General features: G+C 74.7%; 17 protein-coding genes. 10 read left to right on the plus strand and 7 right to left on the minus strand.

The window, feature by feature from the left end; translation table 11 throughout:
* Nucleotides 1–169 precede the first annotated feature (169 nt).
* From ACWDRR_RS26910 to ACWDRR_RS26920, 3 genes are all read right to left on the minus strand, one after another.
* Nucleotides 170–1,366, minus strand: a complete 1,197-nt coding sequence (locus ACWDRR_RS26910) for a hypothetical protein (RefSeq protein ID WP_449774813.1) — start codon at nt 1,364–1,366, stop codon at nt 170–172.
* 99 nt (nt 1,367–1,465) lie between these two features.
* Nucleotides 1,466–1,894 carry a nucleoside deaminase gene (locus ACWDRR_RS26915; protein ID WP_449774814.1) on the minus strand — a complete coding sequence of 143 codons (429 nt, stop codon included), beginning with the start codon at nt 1,892–1,894 and terminating at the stop codon, nt 1,466–1,468.
* On the minus strand, nt 1,891–2,754 hold the full coding sequence (locus ACWDRR_RS26920; RefSeq protein WP_449774815.1) for an LLM class flavin-dependent oxidoreductase: 864 nt from the start codon (nt 2,752–2,754) through the stop codon (nt 1,891–1,893). Before ACWDRR_RS26920 ends, ACWDRR_RS26915 begins: the two co-directional genes overlap by 4 nt.
* A gap of 94 nt (nt 2,755–2,848) precedes the next feature.
* Between ACWDRR_RS26920 and ACWDRR_RS26925 the strand changes: the two genes are divergently transcribed.
* The 4 genes from ACWDRR_RS26925 (at nt 2,849) to ACWDRR_RS26940 (ending at nt 6,368) form a co-directional block, all read left to right on the plus strand.
* Complete coding sequence (locus ACWDRR_RS26925; RefSeq protein WP_449774816.1) at nt 2,849–3,316, plus strand: Lrp/AsnC family transcriptional regulator; 468 nt, start codon at nt 2,849–2,851, stop codon at nt 3,314–3,316.
* A 229-nt stretch (nt 3,317–3,545) separates the two neighbouring features.
* On the plus strand, nt 3,546–4,700 hold the full coding sequence (locus ACWDRR_RS26930; protein ID WP_449774817.1) for an anion permease: 1,155 nt from the start codon (nt 3,546–3,548) through the stop codon (nt 4,698–4,700).
* Nucleotides 4,697–4,957, plus strand: coding sequence for a hypothetical protein (locus ACWDRR_RS26935; protein ID WP_449774818.1), 261 nt, complete (start codon nt 4,697–4,699; stop codon nt 4,955–4,957). The genes ACWDRR_RS26930 and ACWDRR_RS26935 overlap by 4 nt, the downstream gene beginning before the upstream one ends.
* A 163-nt stretch (nt 4,958–5,120) precedes the next feature.
* Entirely contained in the window at nt 5,121–6,368 is a 1,248-nt protein-coding gene (locus tag ACWDRR_RS26940) for a ricin-type beta-trefoil lectin domain protein (protein WP_449774819.1), read from the plus strand.
* A 66-nt stretch (nt 6,369–6,434) separates the two neighbouring features.
* Here ACWDRR_RS26940 and katG read toward each other — a convergent pair whose 3' ends face one another.
* On the minus strand, nt 6,435–8,663 hold the full coding sequence (gene katG, locus ACWDRR_RS26945) for a catalase/peroxidase HPI (protein WP_449774820.1): 2,229 nt from the start codon (nt 8,661–8,663) through the stop codon (nt 6,435–6,437).
* 275 nt (nt 8,664–8,938) lie between these two features.
* Here katG and ACWDRR_RS26950 point away from each other — a divergent pair, with 275 nt between their 5' ends.
* From ACWDRR_RS26950 to ACWDRR_RS26960, 3 genes are all read left to right on the plus strand, one after another.
* Nucleotides 8,939–9,349 carry a Fur family transcriptional regulator gene (locus ACWDRR_RS26950; RefSeq protein WP_449774821.1) on the plus strand — a complete coding sequence of 137 codons (411 nt, stop codon included), beginning with the start codon at nt 8,939–8,941 and terminating at the stop codon, nt 9,347–9,349.
* Nucleotides 9,350–9,857: 508 nt separating this feature from the next.
* Complete coding sequence (locus ACWDRR_RS26955; protein ID WP_449774822.1) at nt 9,858–11,363, plus strand: MFS transporter; 1,506 nt, start codon at nt 9,858–9,860, stop codon at nt 11,361–11,363.
* Complete coding sequence (locus ACWDRR_RS26960) at nt 11,360–12,028, plus strand: TetR/AcrR family transcriptional regulator (protein ID WP_449774823.1); 669 nt, start codon at nt 11,360–11,362, stop codon at nt 12,026–12,028. Before ACWDRR_RS26955 ends, ACWDRR_RS26960 begins: the two co-directional genes overlap by 4 nt.
* 47 nt (nt 12,029–12,075) lie before the next feature.
* Here the strand turns inward: ACWDRR_RS26960 and ACWDRR_RS26965 are convergent, their stop codons facing one another.
* Together ACWDRR_RS26965 and ACWDRR_RS26970 are read right to left on the minus strand one after the other, a co-directional pair.
* On the minus strand, nt 12,076–12,447 hold the full coding sequence (locus ACWDRR_RS26965; RefSeq protein WP_449774824.1) for a YybH family protein: 372 nt from the start codon (nt 12,445–12,447) through the stop codon (nt 12,076–12,078).
* 109 nt (nt 12,448–12,556) lie between these two features.
* Entirely contained in the window at nt 12,557–12,850 is a 294-nt protein-coding gene (locus ACWDRR_RS26970) for a muconolactone Delta-isomerase family protein (RefSeq protein ID WP_449774825.1), read from the minus strand.
* A 309-nt stretch (nt 12,851–13,159) separates the two neighbouring features.
* Here ACWDRR_RS26970 and ACWDRR_RS26975 point away from each other — a divergent pair, with 309 nt between their 5' ends.
* The gene (locus ACWDRR_RS26975; RefSeq protein WP_449774826.1) at nt 13,160–13,711 is read left to right on the plus strand and encodes an RNA polymerase sigma factor; all 552 of its coding nucleotides are present in this window, start codon (nt 13,160–13,162) and stop codon (nt 13,709–13,711) included.
* Complete coding sequence (locus ACWDRR_RS26980; protein WP_449774827.1) at nt 13,708–14,205, plus strand: transmembrane transport protein; 498 nt, start codon at nt 13,708–13,710, stop codon at nt 14,203–14,205. The genes ACWDRR_RS26975 and ACWDRR_RS26980 overlap by 4 nt, the downstream gene beginning before the upstream one ends.
* 63 nt (nt 14,206–14,268) lie before the next feature.
* Here ACWDRR_RS26980 and ACWDRR_RS26985 read toward each other — a convergent pair whose 3' ends face one another.
* The gene (locus ACWDRR_RS26985; RefSeq protein WP_449774828.1) at nt 14,269–15,120 is read right to left on the minus strand and encodes a helix-turn-helix domain-containing protein; all 852 of its coding nucleotides are present in this window, start codon (nt 15,118–15,120) and stop codon (nt 14,269–14,271) included.
* Nucleotides 15,121–15,235: 115 nt separating this feature from the next.
* Between ACWDRR_RS26985 and ACWDRR_RS26990 the strand changes: the two genes are divergently transcribed.
* Nucleotides 15,236–16,009 carry an SDR family NAD(P)-dependent oxidoreductase gene (locus ACWDRR_RS26990; protein ID WP_449774829.1) on the plus strand — a complete coding sequence of 258 codons (774 nt, stop codon included), beginning with the start codon at nt 15,236–15,238 and terminating at the stop codon, nt 16,007–16,009.
* The last annotated feature ends 625 nt before the right edge of the window (nt 16,010–16,634 follow it).

Here is a 16,634-nt window from a genome sequence, read left to right on the forward strand (position 1 = left end):
GTGCTCCGCGTACCCGGCCGACGAAGCGCGGCCGTGGGAAGAAGGCCCGGGGGAGCGATGCCGGGACGTCGGCGGGTCAGGGGTGCCCCGATGCGGCGGCACGCCCAACAGGGCGCGCGGCGGCGGGTGTTGGCGGCCCGGGGGGGCGACAGCGGGCAGGGGTGCCCGCTCAGTCCACCTGCAGCCGCCAGCCGGAGTACGAGGTGTCCGACACCCGGATCAGGCAGCCCGGGGTGAGCGGTTCGTGGAGGACCGAGGGCGCGCCGTCCTTCGAGAAGGCGGAGGTGAAGTCGAGCCGGCGGAGGTCCTCCGTCAGGGAGTCGGCGGTCACCGATCCGCCGGCGTCGCGCGGCGCCAGGCTCGCCAGGGCGACGCGTCCCGGCCCGTCGCCGCTCCCGCTCCGGCCGGTCCAGCGCAGCACCTCGGAACCGCGCCCGGTCACCGTCCCGCCGAAGCCGCGGGCCTCGGCGATCGGATGCACCCGCGCCTCCCAGCGGCCGTTGCTGCGGACGTCGACCAGCTCCGCCCCCTCGCCGCCCCCGATCAGGTCGATCCCGGTGCGGTCGTCGTAGCGCGAGTGGCGCAGGCTCACCCCGCGCAGGCACCCGCCCGAACTGCCGACCAGCAGATGATCGTTGTCCCGTGGCAGGGCGAACCACAGGAGCGCGGGCGGTCCGTCGTACCGCAGGACGTCATTGGCCTCGCCCTCGGTCCGGTCCACCAGCCGGGGCACCCGGTCCGGTTCGAGCAGCCGCGCCCACCAGGGGCCCTGCGCCTCGACCCGGACCCGCAGGCTCGGCAGGTTCGCGGTGTCGTCGGTGTGCCACAACAGCACGCGCTGCGGGGACACGGCGGTGACCAGGTGGAAGTCGGTCCGCCGGTCGCCCCGCGGTCCCTCGATCTCCAGACCGACCCGGTTGCGCTCGACGAGCTCGTCGAAGCCGAACTCCAGCACCGCCGCCAGGCCCCGCGTCGGCCGCGCGAACACCGCCGAGCCCTTCCCCCGGCCCGCGTGCGCCCCGTCCGGCACCCGGAAGGCGTCGAACTGTTCGTCGGCGGGCGGACCGGGCACGGCGTCGCTCGGCGGACCGGCCACGGTCTCCCGCAGCCGCAGTGTCCACTCGCCCCGGTGCCGCACCGACAGCTCGGCGAAGGCCGGCCGCCACCCCGGCGGGATCAGCAGGCTGCCGCCCGCGCCGTCGAAGACCACCTCCGTCGGTGCGTCGGCCGAGGGCCGGGAGACCCGCAGCGTCAGCGACCGCCCGGGCCTGCCCCGCACGGTCAACAGCAGGGTCCGGTCCCCGGCGGGGAAGGACGGCTCGACCGTCCCGCCGCCCTGCCCCCGGCCCACCCACAGATCCGTCACAGCGGCCCCCCGACGCGATCGACGGAACCACTGTGCCAGTGCCACCGCCCGTGCGACACCCCCGCGTTCCGGCACCGGACCGCCCGGGGTGCCGGACGGTCAGCGGTACCAGGGCTCGACCACCGGCCGTACCTCGTCGAGCAGCGCGGGGCCGTCCTGCGGGACGGGCGGGCGGCCGCTGCCCGGCCTGATGTCCAGGAGCTGGTCGCCGGACAGTGCGAACACCACCCGCCGCAGCCCCGCCTGCTGGATGACCGCCTCGCACATCCCGCACGGCTGGCAGCTGGTGTACAGCGTGGTGCCCGCCGCCGCGGCCGCGTCGAGCTCCCGTGCGGCCCACCTGGCCAGCTTCAGTTCCGGGTGCGCGGTGATGTCCCGGTCGGTGAGGGTCGTGTTGCGCTCCTCGGCCAGGACCGTGCCGTCCGGTCCCGCCAGCAGCGAACCGAACGGCGGGTTGCCGCTCGCGCGGGCCTCGGCCGCGAGCGCGATGGCCCGCCGGAGCAGGGTGTGGTCCTCGGGTGCGGTCATGACTGCTCCGTTCCGGTGCGGGGTGGGAGGAGGTGCGCGGCCACCGTGGCGAGCGCCTGCCGGGCCGCCTGCGGGTGGCAGGTCTCCCGGGGGTCGCCGTGGTAGGGGTCGAGGACGACGGTGTCGGCGCCCACCTGCCGCAACTGGTCGAGGTCGTCCAGGACCTGCTCGATCGTGCCCTCGCCGGCGAGCCGCTGGGTGCCGTCGACCGGCGCCTCGGTGAGCCGCAGGGCGATCCGCGGGGCCAGCGCGGGCGCGGGGAGCCGTTGCCCCGCCGCGGTGGCCTTCAGCCGGCCGGCGGCTTCGCGCAGCCACGGCAGGGTGCAGCGCAGCGGATGCCAGGCCTCGCCGAGCCGCACGGCCCGGCGCATCCCGGCATCGCTGTTGCCGCCGACCCACACCGGGATGCTGCGCCGTCCGTAGGAGGCGGTGTCCGCCCAGGCGGCCCGGACGTCCCGCAGATGGGCGTCGGTCAGCCGGCCGCGCTGCTCGAACGGGATCCCGAGCGCGGCGAACTCCTGCCGCGCCCACCCCACCCCCACGCCGAGGACCAGCCGGCCGTCGCTCAGCTCGTTCAGGTTGGCCGCCATCCGGGCGGTGACCAGCGGGTGCCGGTAGGGAGCGATGAGGACCGTGGTGCCGAGCCGGACCCGGGAGGTGAGGCCGGCCAGCCAGGACAGGGTGGTGAAGGGCTCGTAGAAGGGCGCGGGATAGCGTTCGGCGACGTCGGGCGTGATCGCGATGTGGTCCGAGAGCATCAGCAGGTCGAAACCCAGATCCTCCACGGTCCGGGCCCAGCTCCGCAGGACCCCGGGGTCGGTGCCGGGGCCGAAGTTGGGGACGTTGACTCCGATCTTCATACCCTCGAGCCTAGTCAGGCCGGACGGGCCGTCAGAAGGGATTCCTGCCTGTCCGGAGGCGGTTCGCCCGTGGAACCGCCGGTAATCTGGTCGGATGACCGTGACTCTTGACGCGACCGACTGGGCGATCCTCGCCGAACTCCAGCAGGACGGCCGGATCGCGTTCACGGAGCTGGCCCGGCGGGTGAACCTGAGCGCGTCGGCGACGACGGAGCGGGTGCGCCGGCTGGAGGCGGCCGAGGTGATCACGGGGTACCGCGCCGAGGTGGACCTGGAGCGCACCGGGTACCCGGTGCTGGCGGTGATCCGGCTGAAGTACCCGGGGACGCGGCACGAGCCGCTGCGCCGGCTGCTCGGGGAGCGCCCGGAGATCCTGGAGTGCGTGCGCACCACCGGGGACGACTGCTACGTCCTGCGGGTGGCGACCACGTCGCCGGGCCACCTGGAGGAGATCGTCGACGCGCTGGCCCAGTTCGGCAGCACGACCACCAATCTCGTGCTCAGCCGGACGCAGCCGCTGCGCGGTCCACGCGCGCCCCGGGAGGGCGCCCGGTCGCGCTGAACCGACCGGACGGGCCGCTGCGGGTCGGCGGGGATCCGGCCACCGTGACCGCGCGCCGCCCGCGCCGCGATCCGTCCCCGGGGGCCGAGCCGTCGAGGGAGCCGGCCGCAAGGACCGACCGGTGGGCCCGGACCGGGCTGTTGGTCCGATCGGACGGCTGTCCCCCGGCTTCCGGCGCGCCGGGGCGTCGCAGCCCGGGGCCGGTGTGCCCGGCGGCTAGGTTGAGCCCGTGACCGGCAACGACGCGGTCCTGGCACTGGTGGTCGCCACCGCGCTGGGATTCGACTTCACCAACGGATTCCACGACACCGGCAACGCCATGGCGACCTCGATCGTCACGGAGGCCCTGCGCCCTCGCGTCGCGGTCGCCCTCTCGGCGGTGCTGAACCTGGTCGGCGCGTTCCTGTCGACCGCCGTCGCGGCGACGATCGCCAGCGGCCTGGTCGACAGCGCCGACGTGACCCTGGTGGTGGTCTTCGCCGGCCTGGCCGGCAGCATCCTGTGGAACCTCACCACCTGGTACCTGGGCATCCCCTCCAGTTCCTCGCACGCGCTCATCGGCGGCGTGGTCGGGGCCACGATGGCGGCGGCGGGCACCTCCGCCGTCAAGTGGCAGGGTCTGGTCTCCAAGGTGATCGTGCCCGCCACCCTGTCGCCGTTCATCGCGGGCACCGTCGCGATGGTCGGCACCTACCTGGTCTACCGCTTCACCCGTGGGGTGTCGGAAGGCCCGCGCGATCACGGCTTCCGGATCGGTCAGATCGGTTCGGCCTCGATGGTCTCGCTCGCCCACGGCACCAACGACGCGCAGAAGACCATGGGGATCATCACGCTGGCCCTGATCGCCAACGGCACCCTGCAGTCCGGGGCCCAGGCGCCGACCTGGGTGATCACCTCCTGCGCGCTGGCGATCGCCCTGGGCACCTACCTCGGCGGCTGGCGGGTCATCCGGACGCTGGGCAAGGGGCTGCTGGAGATCGAGTCGCCGCAGGGCATGGCCGCCGAGTCGGCCTCGGCCGCGGTGATCCTCTCCTCCACCGACTTCGGGTACTCGCTCTCCACCACCCATGTGGCCACCGGGTCGATCCTGGGCGCGGGGGTCGGGAAGAAGGGCGCCGTGGTGCGCTGGAACATCGCCCGCCGGATGGCGGTGGCCTGGCTGTTCACCCTGCCGGCGTCCGCGGCGGTCGGCGCCGCGGCCTACTGGGCCGCGAGCGGGATCGGCGGGACGCTGGGCGTCGTGGTGATCTTCATCGTGCTGGTCCTGGCCTCGATCGCCTTCTTCGCCGCCTCCCGGCACCCGGCCGTGACGCCGGAGAACGTCAACGCCGCCTGGACCGGCTCGGTGGTCCCGACGCCGGACGCCAACGAGGCGGCCTCGTGAACTCCTGGATCAACCTGGACGCGCTGTGGCGGATCGTCGTCGTCGGCCTCCTCGCCGGAGCCGGTCTGCCGGCCCTGTTCGCCGTCGGCCTGCGGGCCCTCAACCCGCCGGCCCGGTCGGCCGCGCCCGCCGCGGCGCCCGCCGCCGCCGGGCGGTCGACCGCCGGACCGGTCGGCTACGCGGTGGCCGGTCTCTGCTTCGCGGTGGTGCTGGCGTCGATCGGCTGGGGGATCTCCGTCATCGTCAACCACAGCTGAGACGGCCGCCGCGCGCCCCGGGCCCGTGCAGCGGTCCGCGCCCCGGGTCGGGACGGGTGCTCCGTTCAAGTGATTGACAGGGTTCCGTCATGGGAGTTCACTTCGTGAAGAAAGGTCCCGGCCGGGCGCTCCCACGACCCCTCCCAGACCAAGGCGGTTGCGTATGCCCTCGTCGATCCACCGACAGTCCCTGGCAGCCATATTCGGCGTGGTCCTGGCCATGCTCGCGGCGCTCGCCTGGGCTCCGGCCCCGGCCTCAGCGGCTCCGGCGTCCGTTCAAGCCGTGAACTTCGAGGACAACTTCGACGGTCCCGCCGGGGCGGCCGTCGACTCGGGCCGGTGGCAGACCGAGACCGGAGACAACGTCAACAACCACGAGCGCCAGTACTACACGGCAGGCAACGCGAACGCCGCGCTGGACGGCCAGGGGCACCTGGTGATCACGGCGCGGCGCGACAACCCGGCCAACTACCAGTGCTGGTACGGCACCTGCCAGTACACCTCGGCCCGGCTGAACACCTCCGGCCGGTTCGCCCAGGCCTACGGGCACGTCGAGACCCGGATGAAGGTCCCGCGCGGCCAGGGCATGTGGCCGGCCTTCTGGATGCTGGGCAACGACATCGGCCAGGTCGGCTGGCCGAACAGCGGCGAGATCGACGTCATGGAGAACGTCGGCTTCGAGCCCGGCACGGTGCACGGGACGATCCACGGCCCCGGCTACTCGGGCAGCGGCGGCATCGGCGCCGGCTACAGCCTCCCGGCCGGGCAGGCCTTCGCGGACGCCTTCCACACCTTCGCCGTCGACTGGGCGCCCGACTCGATCACCTGGTCCGTGGACGGCACGGTGTACCAGCGCCGGACCCCGGCCGATCTCGGGGGCCGGAGCTGGGCGTTCAACAAGCCGTTCTTCCTCATCCTCAACCTGGCCGTCGGGGGCTACTGGCCCGGCGACCCGGACGCCGGCACCGCCTTCCCCCAGCAACTGGTCGTGGACTACGTCCGGGTGACCTCCGGCGCCGCGCCCACGGGCGGCACCCTGACCGGGCTGGCCGGCAAGTGCCTGGACGTGGCGGCCGCGGCCACCGCCAACGGCACCCAGGTCCAGCTCTACACCTGCAACGGGACGGCCGCGCAGCGCTGGACGGTCGGCTCGGACGGCACGGTGCGCGCCCTCGGCAAGTGCCTGGACGTCAACGCCGGAGCCGCCGCGGACGGCACCAAGGTGCAGCTGTGGGACTGCAACGGCACCGGCGCCCAGCGCTGGTCGTACAACGCGACCACCCACGACCTGGTCAACGTGCCGGCGAACAAGTGCCTGGACGTCGCGGGCAACAATCCGGCCGATGCCACGGCGGTCCAGATCTGGACCTGCACCGGGGCCGGCAACCAGAAGTGGACGCTCAACCCCTGACGACGCCGCCGTGCCCCGGCCGCCACGAGGGCGGCCGGGGCACGGCGGGTTCCGGCCGGTCCGGGATCAGCGCAGGTCGAAGCGGTCGAGCTCGGACACCTTGGTCCAGGCCGCGACGAAGTCCGTCACGAACTTCTCCTTGGCGTCGTCGCTCGCGTAGACCTCGGCGAGGGCGCGCAGCTCCGAGTTGGAGCCGAACACCAGGTCGGCCCGGCTGCCCGTCCAGCGGACCTCACCGGTGGCGGCGTCCCGGCCCTCGAAGGTGTTCGCGTCCGCCGAGGTGGCCTTCCACGTCGTGCCCAGGTCGAGCAGGTTGACGAAGAAGTCGTTGGTCAGCCGCCCGGGGGTCCGGGTCAGGACGCCCAGCGAGGACTGCTGGTGGTTGGCGCCCAGCACGCGCAGGCCGCCGACCAGGACGGTCAGCTCCGGGGCGCTCAGGGTCAGCAGGTTGGCCCGGTCCAGCAGCAGGTACTCGGCCGGCAGCCGGTTGCCCTTGCCGAGGTAGTTGCGGAACCCGTCGGCGGTCGGCTCCAGCGCCGCGAAGGACTCGACGTCGGTCTGCTCCTGGGCGGCGTCCACCCGGCCCGGGGTGAAGGGCACCTCGACCGGGAAGCCGGCGTCGGCGGCGGCCTTCTCCACGCCCGCCGCACCCGCGAGGACGATCAGGTCCGCGATCGAGATCGCCTTGCCGTCCGTCCGGCCGGAGTTGAACGACGCCCGCACGCCCTCCAGGGTGCGCAGCACGGTCGCCAGCTCGTCGGGCTCGTTGACCTCCCAGCCGCTCTGCGGCTCCAGCCGGACGCGGGCGCCGTTGGCGCCGCCGCGCATGTCGCTGCCGCGGTAGGAGGAGGCCGAGGCCCAGGCGGTGGAGACCAGCTGGGAGACCGACAGGCCGGAGGCCAGCACCTGCTGCTTGAGGGCGGCGATCTCCTCGGCGCCGACCGGGGCGTGCGTGGCGGCGGGCAGCGGGTCCTGCCACAGCAGGGTCTCCGACGGGACCTCGGGGCCGAGGTAGCGCACGACCGGGCCCATGTCGCGGTGGGTGAGCTTGTACCAGGCCCGGGCGAAGGCGTCCGCGAACTGCGCGGGGTCGGCCAGGAAGCGCCGGGAGATCTGCTCGTAGACCGGGTCGAACCGCAGCGAGAGGTCCGTGGTCAGCATGGTCGGGGCGTGCGTCTTCGAGCCGTCGTGCGCGTCCGGGACGGTGCCGGCGCCCGCACCGTCCTTCGGGCGCCACTGGTTGGCGCCGGCCGGGCTCTTGAACAGCTCCCACTCGTAGCCGAAGAGGATCTCGAAGAAGGTGTTGTCCCAGGTGATCGGCGTGTTGGTCCAGATGCCCTCGAGGCCGCTGGTGATCGCGTCGTCGCCCTTGCCGGTGCCGTAGCCGCTCTGCCAGCCCAGGCCCTGCTGCTCCAGCGGGGCGGCCTCGGGGTCGGGGCCGACGTTGTCGGCCGGGCCCGCGCCGTGGGTCTTGCCGAAGGTGTGGCCGCCCGCGATCAGCGCGACGGTCTCCTCGTCGTTCATCGCCATCCGGCGGAAGGTCTCGCGGATGTCGCGGGCCGCGGCGATCGGGTCCGGGTTGCCGTTGGGGCCCTCCGGGTTGACGTAGATCAGGCCCATCTGCACCGCGCCGAGCGGGCTCTCCAGGTCGCGGTCGCCGGTGTAGCGCTCGTCGTCGAGCCAGGTCGTCTCGGGACCCCAGTAGACGTCCTCCTCCGACTCCCAGACGTCCTCGCGGCCGCCGCCGAAGCCGAAGGTCTGGAAGCCCATGGTCTCCAGCGCGACGTTGCCGGCCAGGATCAGGAGGTCGGCCCAGGACAGGCTCTGGCCGTACTTCTTCTTCACCGGCCACAGCAGGCGGCGGGCCTTGTCGAGGTTGGCGTTGTCCGGCCAGCTGTTGAGCGGGGCGAAGCGCTGCTGGCCGGCGCCGGCGCCGCCGCGGCCGTCGCTGATCCGGTAGGTGCCCGCGCTGTGCCAGGCCATCCGGATCATGAAGGGGCCGTAGTGGCCGAAGTCGGCCGGCCACCAGTCCTGCGAGGTGGTCAGGGTCTCGGCGAGGTCGCGCTTGACGGCCGCCAGGTCGAGCGAGTTGAACGCCTCGGCGTAGTCGAAGTCCGCACCGAGCGGGTTGGCCACGGCCGGGTTCTTGGCAAGGATCTTCAGGTTGAGCCGGTCCGGCCACCACTGGCGGTTTCCACCGCCCTGGGTCGGGTGCGGGGCGCGCCCGTGCGCGACCGGGCAGCCTCCCCCCTCCGCCTTCGCATCGGTGACGATCGCGTCGTGGTTCTCAGACATGGGAATCCTTCCGGGCCGGGCGGATCACGGTGTTCAGGAACGATCGAAAGGGTGGAGCACCTGAGGGGTCGTTCAATGAGGAGGACTAGCTCACCCGACGCGGAGGTGCTCACCGCCGTTCCGGAGCCTCATTGCCCCCTAGGCTATCGCCGGAACCGATCCTACGATGGACGAATTCCAAGTCAAGAACCACACCGAGTCGATATCCGATCGGGGTTCGGAAGGCCACTGCTAGAATCCGGGGTTCCCCCATGAGCCTGAATAGGTGAACCGATATGAGTGACCTGCTGGTACGGCTGAGAGGGCGCGGCTGGCGGCTGACCGCCCAGCGGCGCGTCGTCGCTGAGGTCCTCGACGGCGACCACGTCCATCTCACGGCCGACGAGGTGCACGCCCGCGCGGTCGAGCGGCTGCCGGAGATCTCCCGGGCGACCGTGTACAACACGCTGGGCGAGCTGGTCGGCCTCGGCGAGGTCATGGAGGTCGCCACCGACGGCCGGGCCAGGCGCTACGACCCCAACGCCCACCGCCCGCACCAGCACCTGGTGTGCTCCGGCTGCGGCACCATCCGCGACGTCCACCCGGCCGGGGACCCGTTGGCCGACCTGCCGGCGGAGCAGCGGTTCGGCTTCGCCGTCGCCACCGCCGAGGTCACCTACCGCGGGATCTGCCCGGACTGCGTCTGACGCCCACGGGGTGCCGGGGGCGGTCGCGGCCGGCGACGGCCGCCGCCGAGCGGACGACCCTCGGCCGGTGACCCCGCGCAGTGCGCCGGCGGCCAGGGCGGGGGCCTCGGGGGAGCTGCCGTACCCGGATGGCGCCCTCGTCGTCGCCGTCGCTGGCGGGGGTGCGGCCGTCGGGTCTGAACACCACCGAACTCACCTGCTCGGCCTGGCCGCTGAGGGTGGCGGGGACGGTCCCGGTGGTGACGTCCCGGGGCCGTGGGCCCACCGGTCGGCCGCTGCGCGAGGAACGTCCCGCCCGGTGCGGCCGCCGGCGCGGTGATGCCGCCGAGGACGAGGGCACGGCGGCTCGGGCCGCGACCACCGGCGGGCGGCTCCGGCGCGGCGCCCCGGTCGAACCCGGTCGGGGCGGTGACAAAGGGCGAACGGCCGGACATGGGGGTGCACAGGCGTTTACCCTGTGAGGGGTGAACACCCGTGCACCCCCGTGTGGACCAGCGTCTGGAGCAGCATGACCCCGGTGACGGCCGAGCCCGGCCCGCCCTCCCCAGCCCCCTCCCCGTCCGCGCGGGCGCCGAGGGCCCACCTGATCGTGCCGGTGCTCGCCTTCTGCGGTGTCGTCGTCGCGGTCATGCAGACCCTGGTCGTCCCGCTGCTCCCGCACGTGCCCGCCCTGACCGGCAGTTCGCCGGGCGCGGCCGGCTGGCTGGTCACCGTCACCCTGCTGACCGGCGCGGTCTTCACCCCCGTACTCGGCCGGGTCGGCGACATGTACGGCAAACGCCGCGTGCTGCTCGCCTCGCTGGGCGTACTCACCGCCGGGTCCGTGCTGTGCGCCGTGAGCTCGCAGATCGGTGTACTGATCGCCGGCCGGGCGCTGCAGGGCGCGGCCCTCGCCGTCATCCCGCTCGGGATCAGCATCATCCGCGACGAACTGCCGCCCGAGCGCGTGCTGCCGGCCATCGCCCTGATGAGCTCCACCCTCGGCATCGGTGCCGCCGTGGGCCTGCCCGTGGCGGCGCTGGTCGTCGAGAACTTCGACTGGCACACCATGTTCTGGGCCTCCGCGGCACTCGGCCTGCTGGACATCGCCCTGGTGCTGCGGATCGTGCCGGAGTCACCACTGCGCTCCCGGGGCCGCTTCGACCTGCTCGGGACGCTCGGCCTCGGCGCCGTGCTCGTCGGCCTGCTGCTCGCGATCACCCAGGGCGCCGGCTGGGGCTGGACCTCGCCGCGCACCCTCGGCCTGCTCGGCGGGTCGGTGCTGCTCGGGCTGCTCTGGGGCCGGTACGAGCTGCGCACCGCCTCGCCGATGGTCGACCTGCGGGTCTCGGCCCGGCCCGCCGTGCTGCTGACCAACGTCGCCGCGATGCTGATCGGCTTCGCCTTCTACGCCAACTCCCTGGTCACCGCGCAGATGGTGCAGGAGCCCAAGGAGACCGGCTACGGCCTCGGCGCCTCGATCGTGGTGGGCGGGCTCTGCCTGCTGCCGGGCGGCCTGGCGATGGTGGCGCTCTCCCCGGTCTCCGCCAGGATCTCGGCGAAGTACGGGCCGAGGACGACGCTCGCCCTCGCGGCGGCCGTCATGGTGGTCGGCTACCTGGTGCGCTTCTTCACCAGCCACAGCCTCTGGCTGATCGTGGCCGGCGCCACCGTCGTCGCCTCCGGCACCGCCATCGCGTACTCGGCGCTGCCCGCCCTGGTGATGCGGGCCGTGCCGGTCGGCGAGACCGGCGCGGCGAACGGGCTGAACACGCTGATGCGCTCGGTCGGCCAGGCCTGCTGCAGTGCGGTGGTCACCGCGGTGCTCGCCCACGTCACCTTCACCGTCGGCGGGCTCACCGCCCCCACCCTGCACGCCTATCTGCTGATCTTCCTGATCGCGGCCGCGATGGCCGCCGCCGCGCTGGTCGCGACGCTCTTCCTGCCCTCCGGCCGGACGGTTCGTACCGCCCCCGCCGCACCCGGTACCGTCGGGGTGACGACCCCCGCCGCCCCGGCCCAGGAGAGCGCTTGACCATCGCCGACGAGACCGGCGCAGCCGAGCCGGCCCCCGGATCGAACGCCGGATCGAACGCCGGATCGAACGCCGAGCCGGCGCCCGGCCCGCCCGCCCGGCCGGGCGAGGCCGACCCCGGCACCGAGCAGGGCACCGGGCGGGACGCGATCCTGCGCGCCGCCCGCCGGGCGTTCGCCCTGCGCCCCTACGCCGACGTCACCATGCGGGGGATAGCGGCCGACGCGGGCGTCAGCCCCTCGCTGATCGTGAAGCGGTTCGGCAGCAAGGAGCACCTGTTCAACACCGTCGCCGACTTCCGGCCCGCGGCGGACGAGCTGTTCGCCGCCGAGCCCGCCGCACTGGGCCGCCACCTGGTGCTGACCGTGGTCCGGATGCGCCGGGAACAGCGCGGCGACCCACTGCTGCGCGTCGTCTTCTCGCTCGGCAACGAGGACGAGCGGACGCTGCTGCGCGAGCGCTTCCGCCACCAGGTGACGGACCGCCTCGCCGCCTCGCTGCCGGGGCCGGACGCCGAGCTGCGGGCCGAGCTGATCGCCGGCCAGCTGCTCGGCCTCGGCGCGACGCTGAGCCTGCACCGCCCGGGCGCGGGCGACCGCGCCACGCCCGAGCGGCTGGCGGACCTGTACGCCCCCGCGCTGCAACGGCTCGTCGACGGCGGCTGACGGCGGCCGGGGGCGGGGCCGCGACCGCTCCCGCCCCGGCGGGGCGGTCAGCCGAGGCGGGAGACCTGGTAGTGGCTGAGGTACCACGCGTCGCCCAGTCGCTTGGCCAGGACGCCGAGGTTGACCCCGACCACCGGCCGGTCGGTGAACGAGAAGTCGACGGCCAGGTAGCCGAGCACGAGGTCGTCGGCGAGCTGCCGCGTTTCGAGGATCCGGTACGCGGCCGTCATGCCGAGCGGCTGGGCGCCGTAGTAGTCGGCGACGCCCTGCCGCCCGACCGCGTAGGGGTGCAGCCCCTGGAAGATCGCGTCCTCGGTGAAGAGGGCGGCGACCTCCTCGGGTTCGTGTGCGTCCACGGCGGCCTTCCACCGGTCCAGGACGTCGCGCAGGATCGTTTCGCGGGCTGTCGTGCTGTTCATCGGGACTCCTGGGAGTGTCGGGGACACCCGTGCGCGGGCACGGGCCGACCGGGCAGCGGTACGGGCGGGTCCGGCGGCCGGTCCATCGGCGACGCGGACCGGAGCGGCGCTACCGGCGGCCGGGATCGCTCGGGTGCGGGGACAGCGCGGTCACCGTGTCGCGGCGCCACACCCGCAGCGGCATCGACGCGAGCACCTGCTCCAGCTGCTCCGCGTCGTCCGCGTCGAACAGCCCCCAGGAGCGCCACTCGCCGGGCGCCAGCGGCGGGCGCCAGAGCCGCAACAGGTGCCCCTGCGCGGCCAACTCCCGGGCCCGCTCCGCCTCCCGGGCCCGGATCGCGGCCACGTCCTGCTCGGACGTGCCCTCCGGAACGCTGGTCACCATGTCGACCAGGAACTCCACCGTTGCCTCCCTCGTCACCACGTGCCGGCCGCAGACGCCGGCCGGGCTCCCGCAACGATCGCCGACCGGCGCCGCCGGAGGCCGGGAGGCACACGCCGCTTCACCCGACGGAGTGCGCGCCGCTGCCGGTCGGCCGAGGCACCCCGCCGTCCGGCAGCGGGGTCGGAACGGCGTGCCCGGGCGGCCGTGTGAGGGGGCGCGGCGGCGCGTCCGGCCGGCGCGTTCGGTCGGGGCGTGAACCTTTTCGGCCCGGGCACGGACTGTCCTGGTGGCAAGGGACGGACGACACGGGTGGAGGGAGGCGGGGCGGTGGTCGAGGACCGCACCACTGAGTTGCTGGTGGTCCGCTGCCAGCTCGGCGAGCGGGAGGCGTTCGGCGAACTCGTCGGCGTCTGGCACGACGCGCTCCGGCGCTACCTGCGGGGCATGACGGGATCCGGGCACGTCGCGGACGACCTCGCCCAGGAGACCTGGGTGGCCGTGCTGCGCGGCCTGCCGAGGCTGCGACAGCCGGACCGGTTCGCGCCCTGGCTCTTCACCATCGGGCGCCGGGCCCTGGCGGACCACCTGCGCCGGGCCTGCGCGGCGCCCGTCCTGACGGTGCTGGAGGAGGCCGACGACGCGCTGTCCGGCGAGCCGGCCGGGGTCGCGGAGGTCCTGGACCGGATGGAGATCGAGGCGGGCCTGGACGGCCTGCCGCCGCTGGAGCGCGAGGTCCTCCTGCTGTTCCATCTGCAGGACCTCCCGCTGACCGCCTGCGCGGCCGTCCTCGACGTCCCCGTGGGCACGGTGAAGAGCAGGCTCTCCCGCGCCCGGCGCATGCTGCGCGCCGTCCTGACCGAGAAGGGGTACCACGCATGAGCGAGCGGACCGGGCGGGACGGCTCGTTGCCGCCCGCACTGCGGCGGGTGATCGCCGCCGAGACCTCGGTACGGGCCCGGCTGGGTCAGCTGGCCGTCGGACTGGCCGGCCTGTGCGGGGCGGGGCTGATCGGTGTGCTCTGGGCGACCGAACCGGGCGGGCTGCCGGCCCGGACCGGGATCGCGTTCGCCGTGCTGATCGCGATCGGCCTGTCCTGGGCGGCCTTCGTCGGCTGGGTGCTCGCCCGGCGGCGGCCGCTCTTCGCGGCGGACCGGGTGGTGGGCGGGTGGATCGCGCTGGCGGCCTGCACCGCGACCACGGCCGCGGGGGTCGCCCTGGCGGCGGTGCGCGGCGCGGCCGGGGCCGCGCTGGGGGCGGGTCTCGTCGGGGGCCTGCTGACGGCCGCCGCCGCGGCGCTGCTGGTCCGGGCCCGTGCCCGGCGCGCCGCCCTGCTGCGGCTGAGGGAGGCACTGGAGCGGGACGCGGCACGGTAGCGGCCGCTCCTCCCTGACCGGGGCCGAGGCCGCGTCAGGCGCCCGCCGCGCCACGGGCCCGCGTCACCCGTGGTGCGCGTGCTGCGGCACGGACGCGGGCCCCAGCCGCCGGAAGGCGTCCGGCTCCCGGCCGCCGCCGGGAGCCAGGAAGACGAACAGGTGCTGGCCGCCGTCCGGCAGTCCGAGCACGGTGTAGTCGAGCACCTCGGCGTCCAGGTCCGGATGGCGCAGCGAGAGCCGGCCCTGGCGGGGCGGGCCGGCCCGGTGCCGGGCCCAGAGCGCGGCGAACGCCCGGCTCTGCGCGGAGAGCCGGGCGACCAGCGCGGTCAGCTCCCGGTCGTCCGGACGGTCGGCGTGCTGGGCGCGCAGCCCGGCCACCAGGTCGGCGCCGATCGAGTCGGCCGGTGCGTGGTTGGCTCGCTCGGCCGCGCCGTACGGGCAGCAGAACACCTGCCAGAGCAGATTGCGTTCGAAGGCCGGCCGGGAGGCCGGATCGGCCATCAGCGCACCGGCCTGCGGGTTCCAGGCGAGCAGGTCGAAGCGGGGGCCGGTGACGAAGGCGGGCGTCCGGTCCAGGGTCGCGAGCAGCGCCCGGGTCGCCGCGCCCACACCGTCGGGGCCGGTGAGCGGTTGCGACGGTCGCTGCCGGTGGGCGAGCCGGTGGAGGTAGGCCCGCTCGGACTCCGCGAGCAGCAGGGCGCGGGCGATCCCGTCCAGCACCGGGACGGTCGGCAGCCGCTGGCGCCCTTGCTCCAGCCGGGCGTAGTAGTCGGCCGAGATGCCCGCGCGGACGGCCACCTCCTCCCGGCGCAGGCCCGGCGTGCGGCGGCGCGGACCGGCGGGCAGCCCCACCTCGGCGGGGGCCAGGCTCCGGCGGCGGGCGCGCAGGAACGCGCTCAGCGGGGTGTCGGGCATGCGCCCACGCTGGCACAGTCCGCGCCGCGGATCCAGGACCTGGCAGACCCAGGCTCCCGGACCGGGGACGATCCGGCCCCTGGTATCCGCCGCCCGGCCGGTGGACGCTCGGCGTATGGGACTCCTCGACGACAAGGTCACGATCATCACCGGCGCGGGCCGGGGCATCGGCGCGGCGGCCGCCGAACTGTTCGCGGCGGAGGGCGCGTTGCTCGTGCTGGCCGCCCGCACCGGGCACCAGGTGGAGGCGGTGGCGGCCGGCGTGCGGGCGCGCGGCGGCCGGGCGGTGGCCGTCGCCGCGGACATCGCCACCGCGGAGGGCGCCGACCGGGTGGTGCGGACCGCGCTGGACACCTACGGGCGGCTGGACGCGGCCTTCGACAACGCGGGCTCGGGCCCCCTGCCGCTCCCGCTCGCCGAGCGGACCGAGGCCGACTGGGACGCCGTGCACGCCGTGAACCTCCGCGGCACCTGGCTCTGCCTGCGGGCCCAGCTCCGGGCGATGCTCACCGGCGGCCGCGGCGGCGCGATCGTGCTGTGCAGCAGCGTCGGCGGACTGGTCGGGGGCTTCGGTGACGGCACCCAGCAGGCGGCCAAGCACGGACTCGCCGGTCTGGTGAAGGCGGCCACCGCCGACTACGCCCGCCACGGCATCCGGACCAACGCGATCGCCCCCGGGGTCGTCCGGACGCCGTCCGTCGAGCCGCTCTTCGCGGCCGGGCCCGCCTTCGCGGCGGCCGTCGCCCGCTTCACCCCGCTCGGCCGCCCCGCGGGCGCCGTCGAGATCGCGCAGGCGGCGGCCTGGCTGCTCAGCGACCGGTCCTCCTACATCACCGGGGTGACGTTGCCGGTGGACGGCGGCATCACGGCGACCCGCTCCTTCGGCTGACCCGCTACGACGGCCCGCGGGCTCCCGGCTCCCGGCTCCTTCGCCTCACCCGCGCTTCTCGCGCTTCTCGCGCTTCTCGCGAACTACGTCAACCACGAGAAGGTGGCCGGCCTCGTCTACCTCGCGGCGTTCGCCCCCGACAGGGGGGAGTCGGTGAGCACCCTCATCGCCGACCCCCCGCCCGGTGCGCCGGTGCCGCCCATCCTCCCGCCCCGGGACGGCTTCCTGTTCCTGGACCGCGACAGGTTCGCGGCTTCGTTCGCCGCGGACGTCCCCGCGGGCCAGGCGGCGTTCGTGGCCGACTCCCAGGTCCCCTGGGGCTTCGACACCCTCAACGGCGCCGTGTCCCGGCCGGCTTGGCGCACCAAGCCGGCCTGGCACCTGGTCGCGGCCGACGACCGGATGATCCCCCGCCCGCGCAGCGGGCCATGGCCGGGCGGATCGGCGCCCGGACCGTCGAGGTGCCCGGCAGCCACTCCGTCCACGTCTCCCGGCCCGAGGCGGTGGCCGACCTCGTCAAGCAGGCCGTCGGCCGCTGACCGCAGGGCGGCGGGCCCGGGTGCCGGCCCGCCCCGCGCGTCCCCGCGGGGGCGCCGGGTGCCGGGCCCGGCACGTGTCCTGGGTC

The sequence above is a fragment of the Kitasatospora sp. NPDC003701 genome (genome assembly GCF_053587085.1).

Coding starts and splice junctions, on each gene's coding strand:
- ACWDRR_RS26990 (WP_449774829.1), top strand. CDS start 15,236: ATGGGACTCCTCGACGACAAGGTCACGATCATCACCGGCGCGGGCCGG.
- ACWDRR_RS26950 (WP_449774821.1), top strand. CDS start 8,939: ATGAGTGACCTGCTGGTACGGCTGAGAGGGCGCGGCTGGCGGCTGACC.
- ACWDRR_RS26915 (WP_449774814.1), bottom strand. CDS start 1,894: ATGACCGCACCCGAGGACCACACCCTGCTCCGGCGGGCCATCGCGCTC.
- katG (WP_449774820.1), bottom strand. CDS start 8,663: ATGTCTGAGAACCACGACGCGATCGTCACCGATGCGAAGGCGGAGGGG.
- ACWDRR_RS26980 (WP_449774827.1), top strand. CDS start 13,708: ATGAGCGAGCGGACCGGGCGGGACGGCTCGTTGCCGCCCGCACTGCGG.
- ACWDRR_RS26920 (WP_449774815.1), bottom strand. CDS start 2,754: ATGAAGATCGGAGTCAACGTCCCCAACTTCGGCCCCGGCACCGACCCC.
- ACWDRR_RS26940 (WP_449774819.1), top strand. CDS start 5,121: ATGCCCTCGTCGATCCACCGACAGTCCCTGGCAGCCATATTCGGCGTG.
- ACWDRR_RS26985 (WP_449774828.1), bottom strand. CDS start 15,120: ATGCCCGACACCCCGCTGAGCGCGTTCCTGCGCGCCCGCCGCCGGAGC.
- ACWDRR_RS26955 (WP_449774822.1), top strand. CDS start 9,858: ATGACCCCGGTGACGGCCGAGCCCGGCCCGCCCTCCCCAGCCCCCTCC.
- ACWDRR_RS26965 (WP_449774824.1), bottom strand. CDS start 12,447: ATGAACAGCACGACAGCCCGCGAAACGATCCTGCGCGACGTCCTGGAC.
- ACWDRR_RS26925 (WP_449774816.1), top strand. CDS start 2,849: ATGACCGTGACTCTTGACGCGACCGACTGGGCGATCCTCGCCGAACTC.